The sequence below is a fragment of the Nonomuraea roseola genome (assembly GCF_039535395.1).
Lineage (GTDB): Bacteria > Actinomycetota > Actinomycetes > Streptosporangiales > Streptosporangiaceae > Nonomuraea > Nonomuraea roseola.
On record NZ_BAAAXC010000005.1, the window covers coordinates 629,182 to 647,858 of the forward strand.

Here is an 18,677-nt window from a genome sequence, read left to right on the forward strand (position 1 = left end):
GCTTGGTGAGCTTCGTGGAGCTTGGTGGGCTTGGGAGTCCTGTGGGTCTGGTCAGGCGGCGCGGACGCGGCTGATGTGGCGGGCGTAGCGGGGGCGCCCGATGATGTGCCAGATGCCGCGTACCGGAGCGGGAAGGGCGGACAGGAGCGTGGCGCGCTCGGCCGGGTTCGCATCCTCCAGGACGAGGCCGAAGAGGGTGAGCAGGGTGAACTTGGGCGTGTTGGCCACCAGGTGGTCGCCCAGGGAGGCCCATTCCTTTTCGGTGATGTGCTCGGCCGCGAGCGGAAGGAGAGTGGCCTCCTCGTCGTCGAGGTGCTCGAGAAGCACGGCCCGGTGGTCGGCTAGGGCGGCCACGAGCGTGTCGCGCTCGTCCGCCCCTGCGGCGGCCTCCCACGCAGGGACCGCCGCGTCCAGCCTGGTCAGCGTGGCCGCGACGCGCTCGTGCTGGGCCTCCATGCGCAGCACGATGTCGGCCTCCAGATCGACCCGGGACAGCAGCGGCGGCCACAGCAGCTCGTCCTCACCCTCGTGGTGGTTCTTCAGTCCCAGCCGGTAGTCGCGGAAGTGGTCGGCGATCACCTTGGCGCGAGCGGTGTCGCCCGGGGCGACCCCCGCGACGAGCTCCATCAGCATCCGCGACTCGCGACGGAAGGCGCGGTGGACGATCTCCATGTCCTGGGTGTTGACGCTCATTTCGTTCCTGCCCTTCATCGGTTCGACGTGTTAAGACTGCTCCCGGCGTTTGGAAGGCACTTGGAACCGATTTGGAAGACCCGCGCGCTTAGGATGTTCCACGTCATGGTCTTGATCCGGGTTTTGGGCTCTTTCGGCGCCGAGGTCAACGGCGAGTCCGTCCCCCTGGGCGGGCCGCGGCAGCGCGGCGTCCTGGCCCGCCTGGTCGCGGCGCGCGGAGAGGTCGTGTCGGTCGACCGGATGATCGAGGACCTCTGGCGCGGCGAGCCGCCATCCCGTGCGCTGGCCTCCCTGCAGGCGTACGTCTCCAACCTGCGCCGGCTGCTGGAGCCCGGCCGCCCGCCCCGAACCCCGGCCCGCCTCCTGGTGAGCGCCTCCCCCGGCTACGCGCTGCGGCTGCCGCCGGAGTCGGTGGACGCGTGGCGTTTCGAGGACCTGCTCGACGAGGCCCGCACGCTCACCGAGCCTCAGGCCGCCCGCGCCCGGCTGGCCGAGGCACTGGGCCTATGGCAGGGACCCGCGTTCGCCGAGGTCGCCGACGAGCCGTGGGCCGCCGCCGAGACCGCCCGCCTGAACGAGCTACGCCTGGTCGCCCGCGAGCTCCACGTCGCGGCGGGCCTGCGGACGGGCGACCCCGCCTCGGTGGTCCCCGAGGCCGATCGCCTCACCCGCGACGAACCTCTGCGCGAAGAGGGCTGGCGCCTGCACGCCCTAGCGCTGTGGAGCCGCGCCCGGCAGGCCGACGCCCTGGCGACGCTCCGCCGCGCCCGCGCCACCTTCGCCGACGAACTCGGTCTCGACCCCGGCCCCGACCTGGTCGCCCTGGAAGAGGCGATCCTCGCCCAGCGCATCGACATCCTCCGCACGGCCGTCCCCCCACCCCCGGTAACCAAACCCCCACACGCCACACCCCCACACGCCACGCCCTCGCACGATGCGCGCCTGCACGACGCGTCCCCGCACCGCGCTGCCTCTTTCGTGGGGCGGGAGGGAGAACTTGCCGCGCTGGTTTCGGCCGCCGGGGAGGCTGCCGCCGATGGGGGGCGCGTCGCTCTTGTCACTGGGGAAGCGGGGCTGGGCAAGTCGACGCTCTTGGAGCACCTCGGCGCGCAGTTGGAGCGCGACGGCTGGCTCGTCGCCGCCGGGCGTTGTCCGGAGGTCGACGGCGCGCCGCCCGCGTGGGCGTGGGTCGAGGCGCTGCGGGCCGTCGCCGCGACCGTTCCTCCGGGGGAGTTCGCGGAAGACCTGGCGCCGCTGCTTTCCGACTCCATGCCGGTGGACAGCGACGCCGCCGCCGGGCGGTTCCGGCTGCGCCGGGCCGTGTGGGGCTGGCTCGCGGCGGCCGCCACGGAACGACCGGTCGCCGTCGTGCTGGACGATCTGCACTGGGCGGACACGACCACGCTGGGGCTGCTCGGCGGCGGCGTCGGCGTGCGGGCCCCGATCCTGGTCGTCGCGGCGTACCGCCCGGACGAGAGCGAGCACCTCACCGAGACGCTGGGTGCGCTCGCCCGCACCGCGCCGCTCCGGATCGCGCTGCCCGGGCTCGACGGCGCGGCGGTGGCCGAGCTCGTACGGGCCGAAAGCGTGGCCGACGACGCGACGGTGGCGGGGATCGCCGAGCGCACCGGCGGCAACCCGTTCTACGTGCGGGAGAGCGCGCGGCTGCTGAACGGCGAGGGTGCGCTGGTCGCGCTCTCCGAGGTCCCCGAGGGCGTACGAGACGTGCTGCGGCGCCGACTGGCAAGGCTCCCCGAGAGCGGCGTGTCCGTCCTGCGGCTGGCGGCGGTGGCCGGCAGGGAAAGTTCGGTGGACGTGCTCGTGCAGGCCGCCGACTCCGACGGGGACGGCGTGCTGGACGCGCTGGACGCGGGCGTCATCGCCGGGTTGCTCGACGAGCCGGGGCCGGGGCGCGTCCGGTTCGTTCACGCGCTGGTCAGGGACACGCTGGTCGCCGACGTCAGCCGGTTGCGGGCCGCAAGGATGCACGCCCGGATCGCCGCCGCTCTGGAGGGCACTGGCGACGTCGCGGCGCTCGCCCATCACTATGCGCGAGCGGGATCGCCGAAGGCCGTCGGCTATTGCGTGCGGGCCGCCGAGCTGGCCGAGGCGCGCTACGCCCACGACGTGGCGGCTGCCCTCCTCACCGACGCGGTCGCCAACTCCAGCGAACCGGACGAGCGCGTCGGCCTGCTCGGCAGGCTGCTCCGGGCGCAGATCAGGGCCGGGGCCGTCGCTGCGGCCAGGGACACGCGCGAGCAGGCCGTGGAGTACGCCGAGTCGATCGGCCGCGACGACCTGATGATCGCCGCGTTCACCGCCTGGACCGAGCCCACCTCCTGGCGGGCCCGCACGTACGGCACGGTCGACCGTCCCATCGTCGGCCGCCTCAGCCGCCTGCTCAAGCGGACCGGTCTCGCCCCCGACGTGCGGTCCCGCCTCCTCATCGCGTACGCCAACGAGCTGGTGGGCGAGGACGATCCGACGGTCATGGCGGCGGCGCGGGAAGCCCTCGACCTCGCCACCGATCCCCGCCTCCGGGCCGCGGCGCTCCTGGTCCTCGCCAACGACTCCGGGCGGGAGGAGTACTCCCGCGAGCTGGTGGAGATCGGCGTCGAGCACGACCTGCCCGTCTACCGCGTGACCGGGCTGCTCACCCAGGCCGCGAACGCCGCTGCGGCCAACGACCCGGCGACGATGCGCCGCGTGGCTGGGGAGGCGCTCGACCTCGCCCGCGCCTACCGGATGCCGGAGGCGATCGGCGCCGTCGAGATCGCGCTGGCGACCCTGGTGCTCATCGAGGGCCGGTTCGCCGACGCCGCGCGCCTCTACGTCGAGGCCACCGAACGCATGGAACGCGCCGGATCGGTGCACGGCGGTTTCGTCCGCCTCGCGCTGGCGGCGATCTGGCTGAACGACGGCACGCTCGGCGACCACCTGGACGACGTGCGCGCTCTCCACGAGGCGCTCGGCCCGATGGTCGCCGACCTGCTCGCGCTCGCCCTCCACGCCGCCGGCCGCAGCGACGAGGCACGCCTGGCCCGCACGTCACCGAGCCCGATCCGGCCCGACTTCTTCTTCACCTTCCTGACCACCCTGCGCGCCATGGCCGTCATCGCACTGAACGACACCGGCGCCGCTGAGGAGTGCTACGCGGCCCTGTTCCCCCATCGCGACGGTCCTCCGGCCGGCGCCACCAGCCTGTCGCTGGCCGTGCGCCCGGCCGCCCACACGCTCGGCGAGCTGGCGCTGCTGCTCGGCCGCGACGAAGAGGCCGCCGCCCACTTCGCCCGGGCCGCCGCCATCGCCGACCGCTGGAATGCCCCCCACTGGTCCGCCCCAGCCCGCGCACACCTCTGACCAGCCCAGCCTGGACGGAAGATTCGCAAACCTTTGCGCTGCCCTCGGGGCCGGGGGCTGTTCCGTCATGGGATCCCTCAGCGGACACCGCGCAACCGGAACAGCCCCCCAGGTCATGGCCTGCCGGGCGGACAAGCCGATGCGGAGCTGCCGCCGCCACTCGGCGTACTCCTCGTTCAGGTGACGCCCTGCGCGAGCAGCAGCTCGGCCTGGTCCGCAGGGGCGGCTGTCGCGTCCGCCCAGGCGCGGACGTCCTCTTCGGTGGGTGTCTGCTTGCCGTGCTCGATCTTGGACACCTTGGTGGCGATCCAGCCGAGCCGCTCGGCGAACTCCTTGCCGTTGAGGCCTGCGCCCGTCCGTAGCTCGCGCAGTCGTCTGCCCAAAGCTTCACGGGCGGGCTGGACGTTGGGCACCTACATGTCCTTGAAGTATTCGGTAGGGCATCGCATAGTGCCAGGCGGCGTCGCGCCAGGCGCAATGCTCGACGACTCGGCCGGGGTCGTCGAGGAGCTCGGCGCCCTGCAGCCGGTCGGCGTCGTCGAAGACGAGCCTGGCCACCAGGCGGGAGTCGAACAGCCAGTAGTCCCATGACGGGAGACCGGCCACGGCCGGGTGGGTACGCGGCAGGTAGCGGATGTCCTCCCCGGCCTCGAGGTTGCCGGGCGTCATGTCCGCCTCGAACCGGATGTAGTCGGAGTGCGGCTCGGTGACGACTCGGTTTCTCGCGTTCCGCGGTTCTTGCTGATCATCTCCGCTATGGGCTTGAGTGGGAACTTCGGGGCGGCATGTCGTTCGAGTGGGGTCGTTTACTGGGTGGAGTTGAGGGCGCGTTCGACCAGTTGCGCTATCTCGGCAGCGCCGGCGCGGAAGTACCGCTGGGAGGTGTCGATGGAGTTCAGCTACTCGGTCTCACCTCACCACATGAGAACGCTTTAGCCCTGGCCCGCCTGCGCACCGAAGGCCGCGAACTCCTCCTCACGGCCCCCCGCCTGATCGACATGCTCCCCCGGAGGTGCCCCGCCCGAGCTGATGCGCATCACCGAGTTCCTCAGGATGGACCTCGCCACGGACTAACCACCCACCTATGGACATATGGGCAGTTATCCCTGGATGATTCCCCCATGAAGATCAAGAAACTGCTTTCCGCCCTCGCGGCGTCTGTCCTTGCCCTGTCTCTGACCAGCGCCCCGGCACAGGCGTCGGCCGCGATGGGTTACGTGGTCGCCGTCACCGTGGGCGGCGGAAGCGTGTACGGCGAGGCCCACCTCGGCCCGAGCGGCGGGCAGACGTACCTGAAGGTCCAGGACTTCACCGAGCTCGGCAACTGGCGCATCAGGGGCAGCATCGAGAAGTACTACCGCGGCGAGTGGGTCCAGGTCGTCGCGTGCACGGCGAAGGACACCTACTCGACGACCTGCTACGCGAGCATCCCCGTGGGCACGCTGGTCAGGTCCCATGTGTGGGCGTTCCTCAACAACACCGTCCGCTACCACGGCTACAGCCCCTCGACCCGCGTCTGACGAATGCGGTGCGGCCCCAGCCTCCCGGCGGGGCCGCACACACCCCCGCAGTTTCCTAACCGTTGAAGACCTGCGGTTCTTCAAACTCCGAGTAGCCCCGACGGGGCACACGGCAGATGGGTGCAGGATGCGCCCCTGGTCATCGAAGCCTTGTGTTCGCTGGACCGATCTGTCGTGTGAGAAGCGGTTCGCTTCGGGCGAGGGTGAGTTTCGTCGACGAGGTCAGCGAGACAGTCCAGCTGCCCCGGACGTCGCGTCGCTTCTTCGATCCGCCCGACAGGGATCAGGCCGTCGAGGACGTCGACGACGAACTGGGACGCGGGGCATGGCTTCGAACTCGTCTCGTGAGTCGTCGTTCAGCACCGTGTGCGTATCAGGTGACGGATGCTCAGCGATGGCTGGGCCCGCCGGTCAGTCGATGCCTTCGATGATGCGGAAGTCGCGCTCGAAGCCGTCGGGGAGGGCCACCAGCGCCTTCTGGTATGCCTCGCTCTCGTATGCCGCGACGGCCTGTTCAAAGCTGTCGAACTCGATCAGAACGACGCGTTGCGTGATTCCGGCCTCGTGGGCGACGACTCGACCGCCACGGGACGGGATCCGGGACAGGACGCGCCCGCCCCCAGCCTGGACAGCCGGACCGGCCAGCTTGTCGTAGGCAGTCAGCCTCTCAGGGTCGGAAATGGCGGGGTAGACACTGACCCAGTAGCCCTTAGCCATGGAAACCTCCTGTGTTGGGCCGGACACGTCCGACTTCGAATTGACACTCAGATCGATCGATCCCGGCGACGGGTACTGCGGTCAGTTGAATCGTCATATGCGCAGGTTAGGGCTTGATGTGCGGTCGAGGGAAAGACCGGTACGGGATAGACTCAGAACGGATCGTTATCAATCGGCAGGGAGGCACGTGGCGCCGGATACGGTGAGCCTGCGGTACTTCCTGGTGCTGGCGCAGGAGTTGAACTTCACCCGCGCGGCCGCACGGATCGGTATCGCACAGCCCGCACTCAGCGCCCGGATGCGCCGATTGGAGGCGGAACTCGGTACGGCCCTGCTGGTCCGCAACACGCGTAGCGTCGTATTGACCACGGCCGGTGCGGCTTTGGCGGAGTCCGCGCCGCCCGCGCTGGCGGCGCTGGACCGGGCATGGGACACCGCCCGGAGCGCGGCGGCCGGTGAACTGGGCACGCTGCGCATCGGATACAGCCTCAGCGCCGGGGCCGAGACGGCACCGGCCCTGGTGGACAGGCTGATTCGCGGCAACAGCGGACTCGAGGTCGGCGCGGTCCCGATGGCGACACCGGAGATCTCCCCCGCGGTCGCCGACGGCCGCATCGATGCCGGGATCACCCGCGGTGAACAGCCGGGCCGTGGCGTGCGCCGGTTCCTGCTGCGGCGTATGCGCGTCGGGGTCCAGCTGGCGCAGCATCATCCGCTGGCCGAACACCCGGAGATCGAGATCGCCGACGCGGCCGCGTATCCGCTGCGACTCCCGGACCGTGCGGCCAACCCCGTGATCCACGATCAGCTGTCCGCACTGTTCCGAGACACCCGACCACACCCCCGATTCCACACGCCCGCAGTCTCTTTCGACATGTCTCAGCGCGACCTGCGCGACGGGGTCACCCTCGCCCCGGCCGGAGAAGCCGCGGTCACGGCACAACCGGCCGGTCTCACCTGGCGACCGCTGCGGGGCGCGCCCAGCCTGACGATCCACCTGGTCCTCCCACGCGAGCAGTCGCCGCTTCACCGCCGCATCCGTGCCGTCGCCAAAACCCTGGCGCACGAGCTGCACTGGCTGTCGGACTGACGCGCAAGAGGTCAAGCGAGACGGACGCCTGCGGTGGCGAGGCCGAAGACCTTGCGCCCGGCGGACTTCGCGGTGATGACGACGGCGGTCTTGCTGAATGTCCGACACGACCTCGCTACGCCGGCGGATCAGCATCCGATGATGGCCCCGGGTCCGGTCCGAGTCGTACACCGCGGCGACGTCCTCGCCCAGCCCGAGATCTCGGCGGATACCGCGCCTTCGCCGACGCCGAACCGGACAAGCACGGGTATCCGGCGGGAACGCCCGCCGTCAACGGCGTCCATGACGTCGGTCAATGCTTAACGCCAACCACTGTTCCATTGCTCCCCGGGGCCGGCGTAGGGGTTGTGCTCCCTGATCATGCGAAGCATTCGCACCGCTGAAGACTCCATCACGATCTCCGCTCGGGGGTCGGGGTCGGCTTCGTGCACCACAGGGCCAGACGATGATTCGCAGTCCCTTCGATGACACCGACCGCATCGCGAACCGCACCTGCCGTATGACCGGCCGCGCCGCGTCAGTCCCCCTTCGCAGCCGCCCGCAGCTCCGCTTTCACCGCGCGCTCCCGCAACTGCGCCGCCTCCGCCCTGACCGCCTCCAGCTCCGCCCGAAGATCCTCCAGCCGCGCCCGGTCGAGCTGCGACTCCAGCCGCAACCGGTCGCGCTCCTCCACCAGCGCCGGCTCCCCCGCCGCCAGCCCCTCAAGCTCACGCACCCGCGCCGCCGCCCGATCCCGCTCCCGCTCGGCGGACGCCACCCGCGCCTCCGACTCGGCCGCCAACCTGGCGCCCGCCTCTCCGACCTGCGCCGCGCGCGCCTCGGCCGCCTCGGCCCGCTCGAGCGCCCGGTCCCGCTCCGCCTCCGCGGCCGTGGCCCGCGCCTGCGCCGCGGCCACCTCACGCTCGGCCCGCTCCCTGGCCTCCCCCGCCTGCGCCGCCGCCGTCCTTGCCGTGTCCCGCTCCTCCAACGCGGACGTGACCGCCCGATCGGCCTCCTCCCTCGCCTGCCGTACGGCCTGCTCGGCCTCCGCCGCCGCTCGCTCGACCTCCTCGCGCGCCTGCTCAGCCCGCGCATGACCCTTTTCCTCAGCCTGTACGGCCTGCGCCCTGGCCTCCTCCGCCCGCGCCTCAGCCGCCTCCACCCGTTCGGACAGCTCCCTGACCGCCTGGTCACGCGCCCGCTCGGCCACTCCTGCCCTGCGCTCGGCCTCGGCGGCTGCCTGCTTGGCCACCCGTTCGGTGGTGGCCGCCTCACGCAGCGCCGCCAACGCCTGTTCGCGCGCCGTCTCCGCGTCGCGTAGCGCGGTGTCCCTGTCGGCCTGCGCCTCCTCGGCCACCTGACGCATCTCGATGGTCTGCTTGCGGGCGTGCTCAGCCGCTTCGCGTGCCAGCCGTACCTGCTCGAAAGCCTGTTCGCGCTCGGTGCGAGCGATGGCGACCCGCGTGTGCGCCTCGGCCTGGACCGCGCTGAGCTTGGCCTCCACTCCCGCGGGGCTGAGTTCCTGCGTCAACGCCCTGGCCAGTGGTTCTATCGCGGCGGCGAGGCCGATCTCCATCCGCTCGTACAACTGCTCGGCCCTGGCCAACGATCCTTCGAGCCCGGGAGTCGCCCTGCGCAACTCCCGCTCCCGCTTGGCCGCCGCCTGGCAGTCGGTGTCGGTGCAGTACGCCCTGGGCCGCCCCCTGCCCTTGCGCTGCTCGATCGGCGCCCCACAGTGCGCACACGGCGTAACGGTCATCTCCGCTGTCACCCTGGAAGCCTATCATTTTTGATTTTCTAGAAAATCAAATTCAGAAAATGCGATCCGTTGTGTCATGACGCGATGCCGTAACTTGCGAGAAGTGCAGTTCCCGCAGCTAACAGGCAACCGCGTCTGCTGAGGATCCCGCTTCAGCCAGTGACTTCGAGCTCGCGTACGCGATGCCGGACGGCGCGGAAGCTCGCGTGGGGCTGGCCGACGTCTGGCCGATTGCACTGGAGGATGCGCCATCGGTGCGCCGGTTCTCCTCCTACAAAGGCCGAAAGCATCTGCCGGGCGATTGGTGGTCGGCAACCACGCGCAGCCTGGTCGGGTACGAGTCATGGCTGGAGCGCGACCATGTCATGCTGCTCGATTTCGACCGAGCGGTGACCGGCATCGCCTCCCAGCCGTTCTGGTTGTTCTGGACGACCCAGGAGGATAAGTCCCGCTCGCTACTTCGCACGGCGGCGAGACGGAGCGGGCCTTGTGGTCGATTGCCGACCCGTGAACAGGCGCCGCCCTCGCGATCTGGTCGCGTTCGAGGTGACTCGCCGTGCGTGCGAGATCGTCGGTTGGGAGTATCGCCTTGTCGGTGCCGCAGACATTGTTCTGGTGCGGAACGTGCGCTGGTTGTCGGGCTGTCGGCACCCTCGTTACCGCCAAGAAGGGGCGACGGCAGCGCTGCTTGCTGCCTTCTCCGAGCCGATGCCGTGATGGACGGCGTCGCACATGTGGGTGATCCGATCGCTGTGTTGCCGACGCTGTTTCACCTCCCTCCTCTGGCAGCAGGAATTGGCCCTGGATCTGTTACTACCGCTCCACCATGCCGTCCTGGTGTCGCCGCCGGAGGTGCAGGGAGATGAGCGAGCAGACGACCAGGCGGGTCCTGCGGCTGGGAGATTGGGTGCACTTCGACGGCAGCGAGCACCAGGTGGTCGCTGGCTGGCGTCGCGGTTCGTCTTACGCCTGTTCGCCCACCACGAGTTCCTCTGCGCCGACCACGGCTACTGGTTCGAGCCGGCGGAGAAGGTAGGCAAGGGCACCGTCGAGCCCCTCGGCGCCGTGCCTCACGCGCGACGGCTGACCAACCACATCCCGGAACTACCTGACGCCCAACGCCGTCACCGGCGACTGGTGCACCGCCACGGCTGGCTCAGTTGCTTCAACGGCTTCGAAGCCTCGCTCAACCTATCTCGCCCTACATCACCCACACCATCCGCCGGTTCGGCAACTGGACGCTCAACCTCAACCCACCGATCGCCCCCACCACCCGTCTTGATCTCGAATCTCGCGTCCTGTTCGCCCCATAAGGGCCGCAGGCGGCTTCCTGCTCGCAGATCTTTGAACTATCGATATGGACCGGATAGCCCATTTGTCCGTGACGCCGCAGAGGATCCGTCACAGGGTGCCGGGGAAGCCTGGGAGCACGAGTTGGAAGAAGCCTTGGGCAGTGTAGGTGGCGAGCTTCCTGGCCTTGCCGGTCTCGACGTTCACCGCGTAGGCCGTGAAGGGAACGTATGGCGGGTCGAGGCTCGATCCAGGCGCGTTGTCGTCCCGCTCACGGCAGTCCAGGGGCTTGGCCAGGGCCGTGATCTCGTGAGGGCCGGTCCAGCTGCGCAGGTAGACGAAGTTGGCCGTCATGGACAGGCCCCGCACGGGGACCCTCCGGAGCACCTTGCCGGTCTTCCGATCCAGGTGCACGAGGTCGGCGCCGCTTCTCAGGCATCCGGTGATGCCCGCGTCCACGCTCTCCACCGCGACGACGCTGTGCCCGTCGGGCCCGAGCGCGCCGACCATGTAGTGCCCGGCGACGTCGACGGCTGTCGCGTTGCCCGCCGTGGACGTCTGCCAGAGCCGGGTGATGGTCTGCAGACGGGTCTTGGGCGCGTACTCCGCCAAGGTGATCGTGTCACCGTCCGGAGACAGACCGATGGGGTTCCAGCCGTTCGGCAGTGGCCGGACCATGCGTTCGCGCATGTCGAACAGCATGGCCGGGTCCTTGAGTGGCGGTCTTTTGGTGAAGGCGAGGAAGCGGCCGTCATCCGAAAGCAGGAGGTGCGCGATACTGCCGAGCCAGGCTGTGGGCACCTTCGTCGGCGCGGTGATCACTGTTCCGGAGGCGAGGTCACGCACCGCGAAGGTGTCAACCTCGGTGTCGTAGTACGCGATCTTACGGCCGTCCCGGCTGATCGCCAGCGGGCTCGGCCGGAGCCCCGACGGGGAACCGGACAGGGCCTGCGCCACCCGATACGTCGTGCCACCACGGGTGACCACCCGCCAGCCGCCGTTCACGCATCCCGCCGGTGCCTTGCCGCGCTCCGGCCGGCAGAACGTCATGAAGGCGTGGCTCAGCGGCCCCACCCCGCGCGCCGGCAGGTCGCTCACCGTCCCGGGCGCGACGGCCGGGCGCGGCTCCGTAGGCAGCAGCCGTACGGCGGCCGTCGCGCCGAGCGCGGTGGCGACGACCGCGGCGGCCGCGACGATCGAGGCCGTCCTGCGCTGCCGCCGCTTGCGGATCCCGATCGTCCGCTCGGTCAGGTCTACCTCGGGCGCGTTGTCGGCCACGTCGTCCAGCACATCTCGCAGCCAAGTCATCGGTGTGCTCCCTTCAGGTCTTCCATTTCGGCGAACTTCGGTGCCAACTCCGGCGCGAGTACTCGTAACCGGGCGAGCGCATGATGGGCTTGGCTCTTGACCGTGCCGATCGAGCAGCTCAGCAGCTTGGCGGTCTCGTGTTCGGTGAGGTCCTCGTAGTAGCGCAGAACGATCACCGCCCGCTGCTTGGGCGGCAGTTTCGCGAGCGCTCGCAGCATGACGATCCGGACGATCGTGGAATCCTCGGTGGAATACGGCCGATCGGGCGGCTCCGCGCTCGGCAGCTCGGCCACCCTGGCCAGACGCCGGCGCCAGGAGATGTACTGGTTGACCAGGGCCTTGCGGGCGTACGCCTGCGGACTGGTGACATCCGCCAGCTTGGGCCAGCGGCCGAGCACCTTCAGCAGCACGCTCTGCAACAGGTCCTCGGCCAGGTGGGCGTCGCCCGTGAGCAGGTACGCCGTCCGCATCAGCGACTGCTGATGGATGGCCATGAACTCGCGGAAGCTGTCATTGGGGTCCAAGGTGACTCCTCTCATCCGTTACCGACGCCCGTGATCGGCGAATGGTTGGGCCGCTCCATCTCGCAGCCGGAGTCGAAAGCAGGCGGCCTGGGCGAAGTCACCCCGCGGACACATCCGTGAGGAGCCACACCATCAGACGTGTCCCGCTTGAGAACGCGGTTTTCAAAGCCCTCGGCTACCAGCTCGGCCCTGCGCGCCACGGGCATGGTTTGGGGTGCCCGCTAACCACCCACCCGATCGTGGCCAGCAGAAGCCTGAACCATTGCGGTGAAGCTCAAGCTTCTGGCGTGGCCGGGTGCCCTTGGGCGGAGGGCATGCCACGAACGGCTCATGACGTAGATACGGGAGACTCCGCCACGCAGTCCTTCTGGACGGAGGTTTCTGGACGGTATCGCACCTGGTCGTGGCCACGGCTAAGGCTGGCGACATTGTCAAGTTCTGGAAGTCTGATCGGTGGGGACGCTCCGCCGCTCACGTGCTGACCACCGTCAACGACCTGCGTGACCGTGGGGTGAAGGTGGTCAGCCTGACGGAGAACTTTGACCTGGACACCAAGGAAGGCCGCTTCATGTTCGCGGTCCTGGCCGCCGCGGCCGAGTACGAGCTGGAGCTGCGCGCCGAACGCCAGGCCGAGGGCATCGCCGCCGCTAAACGTCGTCAGGCCGAGGGGCGAATGCTGCCCGGGAAGAAGCACATGGGTCGGCCCCGCGTCGTCGGCCCCGCCGAGTTGGAAACGTTGCGCCGCCTCGTTGACGATGGCAAATCGGTGACCGAGGCAGCCCGCACGCTGAAGATCTCAAGATCTACCGCTTACGCAGCATTAGCACAGCGCTGACCAGCGATTATCTAGCTACGCGGCCCGTTTCTGCCGTATTCCGGTGGCACCCGTGAAGGGGATCCGGGGCGCAGCTGTATTGGATGGTTGTGATCCTGATCGTCGGTTCACCGGCAACAAGACCTGAACGATTCCGCTCGAGCCTGCCCGCATCAACATGTCGAGCTGGAGGTCACTACGTGCCCGCCCCGCCAAGTTCAGCCGAAAGGGACACCGACGTGCTCCACGTCGAGGGAGACTTCATGGCCGACCAAGAGCGCGGTTCCAGGTCAGGGACACGTCCTCGCAGTCTGCCGGGGACCACACGAAGCCCGTGGGGGGTACGGCGGAGCGTCTCGTTTGATGAGGCGCCAAGGCCTGCGTTCGAAGAACGCCTTGCCAGTGCTGGACCCAGGACGGCCGCGATCGCAGCCACGTTCCCGACTACTGTGCACGGCTGACCGAAGGGACGGGCGTGGTGATCGGTTGCCGTCCAGCTGATCGCATCGCTGCACTGTCGCGTCCCTACCCGAGATCCTCAGCGCCGCCCGCGCCCACAGCCTCGCCGAAGCCAAAGGAAAGAAGATCAAGACCATAGGCGTTATCGAGCGTGGCATCCGCCTCGTTGATGAGGAGGTCGGGCTCTGAGTTCAGTCGGCGGTGCGGGCCGGGCGGGACGACCATACCTGTGCCACCAGGACGGCGCCCGCGCCGAACAGCACCACGCCAAGGGGCACGTGGATGGCGACGTCGCCGCTGGCGCCGACCACGAACTGGACGCCGGTCAACAGAACCATTGACGCGCTGACGACCAGGTATCGCGCTGATCCGTGGCCCGCCCGCCACACCAGGAGCGTGGCGATGATCTGGAGGACCAGCGCGGCAGAGACGGCGCCGCCCGTGGCATGGTGCAACTGGCGGCTGCCGCCGTTCGACAAGAGCTGTCCAGCGGTGATCGCCTGCGTCAGCAGGGCGGCGGCCAGGAACAGCGTTGTCGCCTTCATCAGGCCGAAGAACCGGGGAGGCAGGGCGTGCTCCGCGTGAGCCGGAAAGGGCAGCTTGGCCGACGATGACATGGTTCACTCCTTGGTGGTCGTTCTGCTGGGTGGGGCGAAGGGTTTTGCTGGCTGCGGGAGGAGAAGTGCCGGGCCGCGGTCACCGCCCGCCGAGCGGGCCCCGGCGGGTTGGCGTTGATGAAGGCGAGACCGCCCAAGCCGGTCCGGGAGGGGGTGCCGGCTGGGGCGATCTGCTCCTGGTTTCGGGCGGTGGCCGCTCTCAGCGGCACTCGCTCACCAGGTAACCCGCAGCGTGCGAAGGCTGTACACCAGGCTGAAGACCCGGAAGTCCACCTGCTCGTACGCATCGGCCAGGGCAAGGCCGGGGAAGCGCCGCAGCAGTGCGGGGAAGGCGATGCGCATCTCCATCCGCGCCAGCGGCGCCCCGAGACAGTGGTGCACCCCGTGGCCGAAGGCGACGTGGCCGGCAGCTCCCCGGGTGATGTCGAGGATGTCGGGATCGTCGATGAAGGCAGGGTCGCGGTTGGCGGCAGGAAGCGAGCAGATCACGAGCGAGCCGGCGGGGATGGCATGTCCGGCGATCTCCACCTCCGTCGTGGTCGTGCGCGGCGGCAGCGAGTGCACGACGGACAGCCAGCGCTGCATCTCCTCGACGGCGGGCTCGACCTGGGCCGGATCCTCGCGGATCATGGCGAGCTGGTCTGGGTGCCGCAGCAGGGCCAGGGTGCCCAGGGCGAGCATGTTCGAGGTGGTCTCGTGCCCGGCCAGCAGCAGCAGTCCCGCGATGCCGATGAGCTCGTCGGTGCTGAGATCGTCGCCGTGCTCACGTACCAGCATGCCCAGCATGTCCTCGCCCGGGTCGGCTTGGGCGCGGTCCACCAGGCCGGCCATGTAGGCGCGGTCCTCCCGCTGCGCCGCGACGCGCTGCTCCATCGGCAAGGAGGTGTCCAGCAGGCGCACGGCACGCTCGTGGAACTCGGCGCGGTCGGCCTGCGGCACGCCCAGCAGCTCGCAGATCACCAGCGACGGCACCGGCAGCGCGAAGTGCGCCACCAGATCAGCCGGCTTACCGGCCCGCTCCAGGTCGTCCAGGGCCGTCTGGACGATCTCGGTGATCCGCGGCTCGAGCCTGCGCATCCGCCGTACCGTGAACTCCGGGGTGAGCATCCGGCGCAACCGCGTGTGCTCGGGCGGGTCGAACCCGATCATTTGCCCGGCCTGCATCTTGGCCAGCTCGTCGGCGTTCATCTGCCCGGATCCAGGGAATGGCGTCAGGGCACTGCTGAACCGGGCCGGATCCGACAGTACCTGGCGAACGTCCTCGTGGCGGCAGACCAGGTACGCGGGCAGACCGAACGGCGTCTCCACCCGCACCACCCCCTCGCCGTCGCGAGCCCAGGCCAGCTCCTCGACCGGGCTGAGCCCGTTCCGCCGCATGTGCAGCGGCAATTCCGGCGTTTGCGTCATCATCTGTCCATTCAGCTGGTGATCGTGTGAGATCGGCAGGCGCGGGTCTTGGCCAGCAGGTCGATGACCTCGGCGGTGGTAGCGCTCTCGCCGAGGAGTGGGAAGATCCGTTCCATGCTGTTGCGATGCGCCTCCGCGTCCAGATCGGCCATGGCGTCCGTCACCAGCGTGACGTTGTAGCCGTGTTCGTAGGCGGCGCGGGCGGTGGACTCCACGCCGATGCTGGTGGCGATCCCGGCCAGCACGACCTGTGTGACGCCGCGGCGGCGCAGCTGCAGGTCGAGGTCGGTGCCGTAGAAGGCGCCCCAGGTGCGCTTGGTCACGGTGATGTCGCCGGGGTGGCCGGCCAGGTCATCGACGATGACGTCCCAGCCCGCGGGCAGGGGGCCAGGCGGACGCGGAATCTCGGTGCGTCCTGGAGCAGCATCCGATCTGTCCGCACGGGCCGTGACCCTTACCAGGACCACCGGAGCACTGTGGTCGCGAAAGGCGTCAGCCAGTTCGACCGCCCGGGCCACCACCTCAGCGCCGGTGTAGGGGGTTGCGGGGCGGCTGACGACGGCGTTCTGCAGGTCGATGAGGACGAGTGCGGTTGTTCTGTCGATAGTGGTGACGGGCATGAGTGAGCCCCTTTCCGGGATGCGGTGATGAGTCCAGGCGTCAGACGGAGGAAGCCTTGTTCTCGGAGCTCCGGGCCGTGGAGCTCCGAGAACAAGGTCAGGCCGTGGTCATACGGCCGGCTCAGGGTTGGGTGTCGAGCCACTCCTGGAAGGTGGGTCCTGCGAGCTTGGCGTGCGGGCTGGGCAGGAACCCACCCTTGGCGGCAATCTCGGCATCGGGCATGGCCGAGCCGTCAACGCCGACGACCTTGATGCCTCGGCGGGCGCCGAGGAGTGCGGCCGCCTCCGCCATGGTCTCCTTTCGGGGTCCGGCGATCTCGGGGATCGGCGTTCCTGGAGCGGGCTCGCCGGGGTCGACGGTCAGGTCGACCAGTTCCTCGGCCACAGTGCGGCAGGCCACCAGCTGGGTGGGAAGGGCCGGGATGTAGGCGACGTCGCCCTGCTGCCAGTCCAGAAGCTGACCGACGAACTCGTGGAACTGCGCGGCCCGCAGGATGCGGACGGCGAGCGGGCCGGACAGGAGGAGTTCCTCGTGCGCCTTCTTGGCGGCGACGAAACCGGCGGTGGCCTTGTCGACGCCGATGATGGAGGCCACGGTGATCTGGGCGACCCCCGCCTTCTGGCCGTACTCGTGCAGATTGCGGGCCGACGTGCGGAAGAACTCCGTCGCCGCCTCCTGTTCGGAGGCGTGCCACGAGGCGACGTCGATGATGACTTCCACCCCGGTGAGCGCCTCGGCCAGGCCGTCACCGGTGATGATGTCCACGCCGGTGGCTCGTGACATCGGCACGACCTGGTGGCCCCGTTCGGTGAGGACGTCGACGACGTGGCGTCCCAGCCGCCCGGTCGCTCCTGCCACCGCGAACTTGGCGATGCTCATGCTCTATCCCTTTCTTACTCGCTGTAGTTCTGGCCGGGGGGCATGCCGGGGATCGGCTTGGCGATGAGAGCGGCGGGGGTGAAGAAGCCGATGTGGGCGATCGCCATGATGAGCGTCCAGAGCGCCTTGTCGTCGTAGTGCGCGGACGCCTTGGCGTACAGCTCGTCGGGGACTCGCTCCCCGGACGGGTTCGGGGACAGGACGGCCTCCACCAGCTCCAGCGCGACCCGTTCGGCGTCGGTGAAGTAGGTGGCGTCCCGCCAGGTCGCCACGGCGGTGATGCGCTCCTCTGATTCCCCTGCCTGGCGGAGGTTGCCGGTTTCCCTGATGGTGAAGTACGTGCTGCCGAGCATCTGCCCGGCGCGCAGCTGCAGCAGGTGGACGGTGACCTGCGGAATCGAGCCGTTCTTGATGACCTTGTGCAGGCCTTCGCCGACTACCGCCATCTCGGGGACGAACGGGAGGGGGTTGGGCATGCGCGACCGGAGGTTGGTCGTCGTGGGTGTGGACATGCTGGGACTTCCTTACTCGTGGTGTTGCGTCATTACGAGCAAGAGATCCCGGCGACCCGATCCTTGTGACAGCGGTACCTGTGTGACATAGCCCACCGATCGTCGGTGTCACAAAGCGGCGGGGACCGGGATCGTATGCATGGCACGGTCGCGAACGAACAGGTAGGAACCAGCGATGAGCGAACGAACTGAGCAACCGACGGGCACAGCTCGTGGCAGTCGCATGGACGCGGCCACCGAGGCGTTCGTCGCCCACCGCAATTTGCTGTTCACCCTCGCCTACGAGATCCTCGGCTCCGCCACCGACGCCGAGGACGTCCTCCAGGAGACCTGGATGCTGTGGGTGGGCGTCGACCTCGGCACGGTGCTGGACCAGCGCGCGTACCTGATCCGGATCGCCACCAGGCAGGCGCTGAAACGACTGCGCACACTGGACCGGCGCAAGGAGACCTACGTCGGGCCGTGGCTACCCGAGCCGCTGCTGACCGCCCCGGATGTGGCCGAGGACGTCGAACTGGCCGACAGCGTCTCGATGGCGATGCTACTGGTGCTGGAGACGCTCACGCCGACCGAGCGGGCCGTGTTCGTGCTGCGCGAGGTGTTCGATCTGGACTACGACGAGATCGCCGAAGCCGTCGACAAGACCCCGGCCGCGGTCCGCCAGATCGCCCACCGGGCACGGGCACACGTCGCCGCGCGCCGACCCCGCGGCATCGGCTCCCCTGCCGAGCACCGCGCCGCGCTCCAGGCTTTCCAGCGAGCGGTCGAGACCGGCGAGTTGCAGAGCCTGCTCGACATCCTCGCGCCGGACGTCGTCGCCCTGAGCGACGGCGGCGGTGTCAAGCATGCCCTGCTGCGGCCCATTGCAGGGGCTGACAACGTTGCTCGCTTGCTGGCCGTCGGCTGGTGGAAGCGCGACGCAGAAAGGTCGGTCGAGCTGGTGCAGATCAATGGTGGCCCTGGGCTGCTCGTCCGAGTCAACGGCGAGATCGACGGCGTGGTGGCGGTGCGAGTGGAGAACGGCTACGTCACCGGCGCTTACCACGTGCGCAATCCCGAGAAGCTGTCGCGCATGGAACAGGAGACCGCCGTGAGCCGCTGAAAGGCTTGTCCGACACCGGAACGGTC

The 18,677-nt window shown here is 69.3% G+C and carries 16 protein-coding genes and 1 pseudogene; 5 read left to right on the top strand and 12 right to left on the bottom strand.

The window, feature by feature from the left end; genetic code table 11:
- Nucleotides 1–51 precede the first annotated feature (51 nt).
- The gene (locus tag ABFX55_RS04925) at nucleotides 52–693 is read right to left on the bottom strand and encodes a hemerythrin domain-containing protein (RefSeq protein ID WP_346118019.1); all 642 of its coding nucleotides are present in this window, start codon (nucleotides 691–693) and stop codon (nucleotides 52–54) included.
- A gap of 105 nt (nucleotides 694–798) precedes the next feature.
- Here ABFX55_RS04925 and ABFX55_RS04930 point away from each other — a divergent pair, with 105 nt between their 5' ends.
- The gene (locus ABFX55_RS04930) at nucleotides 799–4,053 is read left to right on the top strand and encodes an ATP-binding protein (RefSeq protein ID WP_346118021.1); all 3,255 of its coding nucleotides are present in this window, start codon (nucleotides 799–801) and stop codon (nucleotides 4,051–4,053) included.
- Nucleotides 4,054–4,229: 176 nt separating this feature from the next.
- Here ABFX55_RS04930 and ABFX55_RS04935 read toward each other — a convergent pair whose 3' ends face one another.
- A complete protein-coding gene (locus ABFX55_RS04935) occupies nucleotides 4,230–4,466 on the bottom strand; it encodes a helix-turn-helix domain-containing protein (RefSeq protein WP_346118023.1) in 237 nt (78 codons plus the stop codon).
- Nucleotides 4,441–4,776: pseudogene (locus ABFX55_RS04940) on the bottom strand (DUF6879 family protein); the annotation flags it as partial. The pseudogene ABFX55_RS04940 and the gene ABFX55_RS04935, both read right to left, overlap by 26 nt.
- A 398-nt stretch (nucleotides 4,777–5,174) precedes the next feature.
- Here ABFX55_RS04940 and ABFX55_RS04945 point away from each other — a divergent pair.
- Nucleotides 5,175–5,573: a hypothetical protein gene (locus ABFX55_RS04945; RefSeq protein WP_346118024.1), complete on the top strand. Its 399-nt coding sequence runs from the start codon at nucleotides 5,175–5,177 to the stop codon at nucleotides 5,571–5,573.
- Between the two features lie 411 nt (nucleotides 5,574–5,984).
- Here the strand turns inward: ABFX55_RS04945 and ABFX55_RS04950 are convergent, their stop codons facing one another.
- A complete protein-coding gene (locus ABFX55_RS04950; RefSeq protein WP_189142964.1) occupies nucleotides 5,985–6,290 on the bottom strand; it encodes a DUF1330 domain-containing protein in 306 nt (101 codons plus the stop codon).
- 187 nt (nucleotides 6,291–6,477) lie between these two features.
- Between ABFX55_RS04950 and ABFX55_RS04955 the strand changes: the two genes are divergently transcribed.
- Nucleotides 6,478–7,380: a LysR family transcriptional regulator gene (locus ABFX55_RS04955; RefSeq protein WP_346118026.1), complete on the top strand. Its 903-nt coding sequence runs from the start codon at nucleotides 6,478–6,480 to the stop codon at nucleotides 7,378–7,380.
- A gap of 517 nt (nucleotides 7,381–7,897) precedes the next feature.
- Here ABFX55_RS04955 and ABFX55_RS04960 read toward each other — a convergent pair.
- The 3 genes from ABFX55_RS04960 to ABFX55_RS04970 all read right to left on the bottom strand — a co-directional run bounded on the left by ABFX55_RS04960 (nucleotide 7,898) and on the right by ABFX55_RS04970 (nucleotide 12,240).
- On the bottom strand, nucleotides 7,898–9,130 hold the full coding sequence (locus ABFX55_RS04960) for a coiled-coil domain-containing protein (protein WP_346118028.1): 1,233 nt from the start codon (nucleotides 9,128–9,130) through the stop codon (nucleotides 7,898–7,900).
- A 1,389-nt stretch (nucleotides 9,131–10,519) separates the two neighbouring features.
- Nucleotides 10,520–11,716: a hypothetical protein gene (locus tag ABFX55_RS04965; RefSeq protein WP_346118029.1), complete on the bottom strand. Its 1,197-nt coding sequence runs from the start codon at nucleotides 11,714–11,716 to the stop codon at nucleotides 10,520–10,522.
- Nucleotides 11,713–12,240, bottom strand: a complete 528-nt coding sequence (locus ABFX55_RS04970) for a SigE family RNA polymerase sigma factor (protein ID WP_346118030.1) — start codon at nucleotides 12,238–12,240, stop codon at nucleotides 11,713–11,715. Before ABFX55_RS04970 ends, ABFX55_RS04965 begins: the two co-directional genes overlap by 4 nt.
- 403 nt (nucleotides 12,241–12,643) lie before the next feature.
- Between ABFX55_RS04970 and ABFX55_RS04975 the strand changes: the two genes are divergently transcribed.
- A complete protein-coding gene (locus tag ABFX55_RS04975) occupies nucleotides 12,644–13,075 on the top strand; it encodes a recombinase family protein (protein ID WP_346118032.1) in 432 nt (143 codons plus the stop codon).
- Nucleotides 13,076–13,704: 629 nt separating this feature from the next.
- Here the strand turns inward: ABFX55_RS04975 and ABFX55_RS04980 are convergent.
- The 5 genes from ABFX55_RS04980 to ABFX55_RS05000 all read right to left on the bottom strand — a co-directional run bounded on the left by ABFX55_RS04980 (nucleotide 13,705) and on the right by ABFX55_RS05000 (nucleotide 17,549).
- Nucleotides 13,705–14,130 (bottom strand): hypothetical protein, encoded by a 426-nt coding sequence (locus ABFX55_RS04980; protein WP_346118034.1) that lies wholly within the window; start codon nucleotides 14,128–14,130, stop codon nucleotides 13,705–13,707.
- 213 nt (nucleotides 14,131–14,343) lie between these two features.
- Nucleotides 14,344–15,540, bottom strand: a complete 1,197-nt coding sequence (locus ABFX55_RS04985; RefSeq protein ID WP_346118036.1) for a cytochrome P450 — start codon at nucleotides 15,538–15,540, stop codon at nucleotides 14,344–14,346.
- Nucleotides 15,541–15,548: 8 nt separating this feature from the next.
- Nucleotides 15,549–16,157, bottom strand: coding sequence for a hydrolase (locus ABFX55_RS04990; RefSeq protein WP_346118038.1), 609 nt, complete (start codon nucleotides 16,155–16,157; stop codon nucleotides 15,549–15,551).
- Nucleotides 16,158–16,278: 121 nt separating this feature from the next.
- The gene (locus ABFX55_RS04995) at nucleotides 16,279–17,037 is read right to left on the bottom strand and encodes an SDR family oxidoreductase (protein WP_346118040.1); all 759 of its coding nucleotides are present in this window, start codon (nucleotides 17,035–17,037) and stop codon (nucleotides 16,279–16,281) included.
- A gap of 14 nt (nucleotides 17,038–17,051) precedes the next feature.
- Nucleotides 17,052–17,549: a carboxymuconolactone decarboxylase family protein gene (locus ABFX55_RS05000; protein ID WP_346118042.1), complete on the bottom strand. Its 498-nt coding sequence runs from the start codon at nucleotides 17,547–17,549 to the stop codon at nucleotides 17,052–17,054.
- A 223-nt stretch (nucleotides 17,550–17,772) separates the two neighbouring features.
- Between ABFX55_RS05000 and ABFX55_RS05005 the strand changes: the two genes are divergently transcribed.
- Nucleotides 17,773–18,651, top strand: coding sequence for an RNA polymerase sigma-70 factor (locus ABFX55_RS05005; RefSeq protein WP_346118044.1), 879 nt, complete (start codon nucleotides 17,773–17,775; stop codon nucleotides 18,649–18,651).
- Nucleotides 18,652–18,677: the final 26 nt, after the last annotated feature.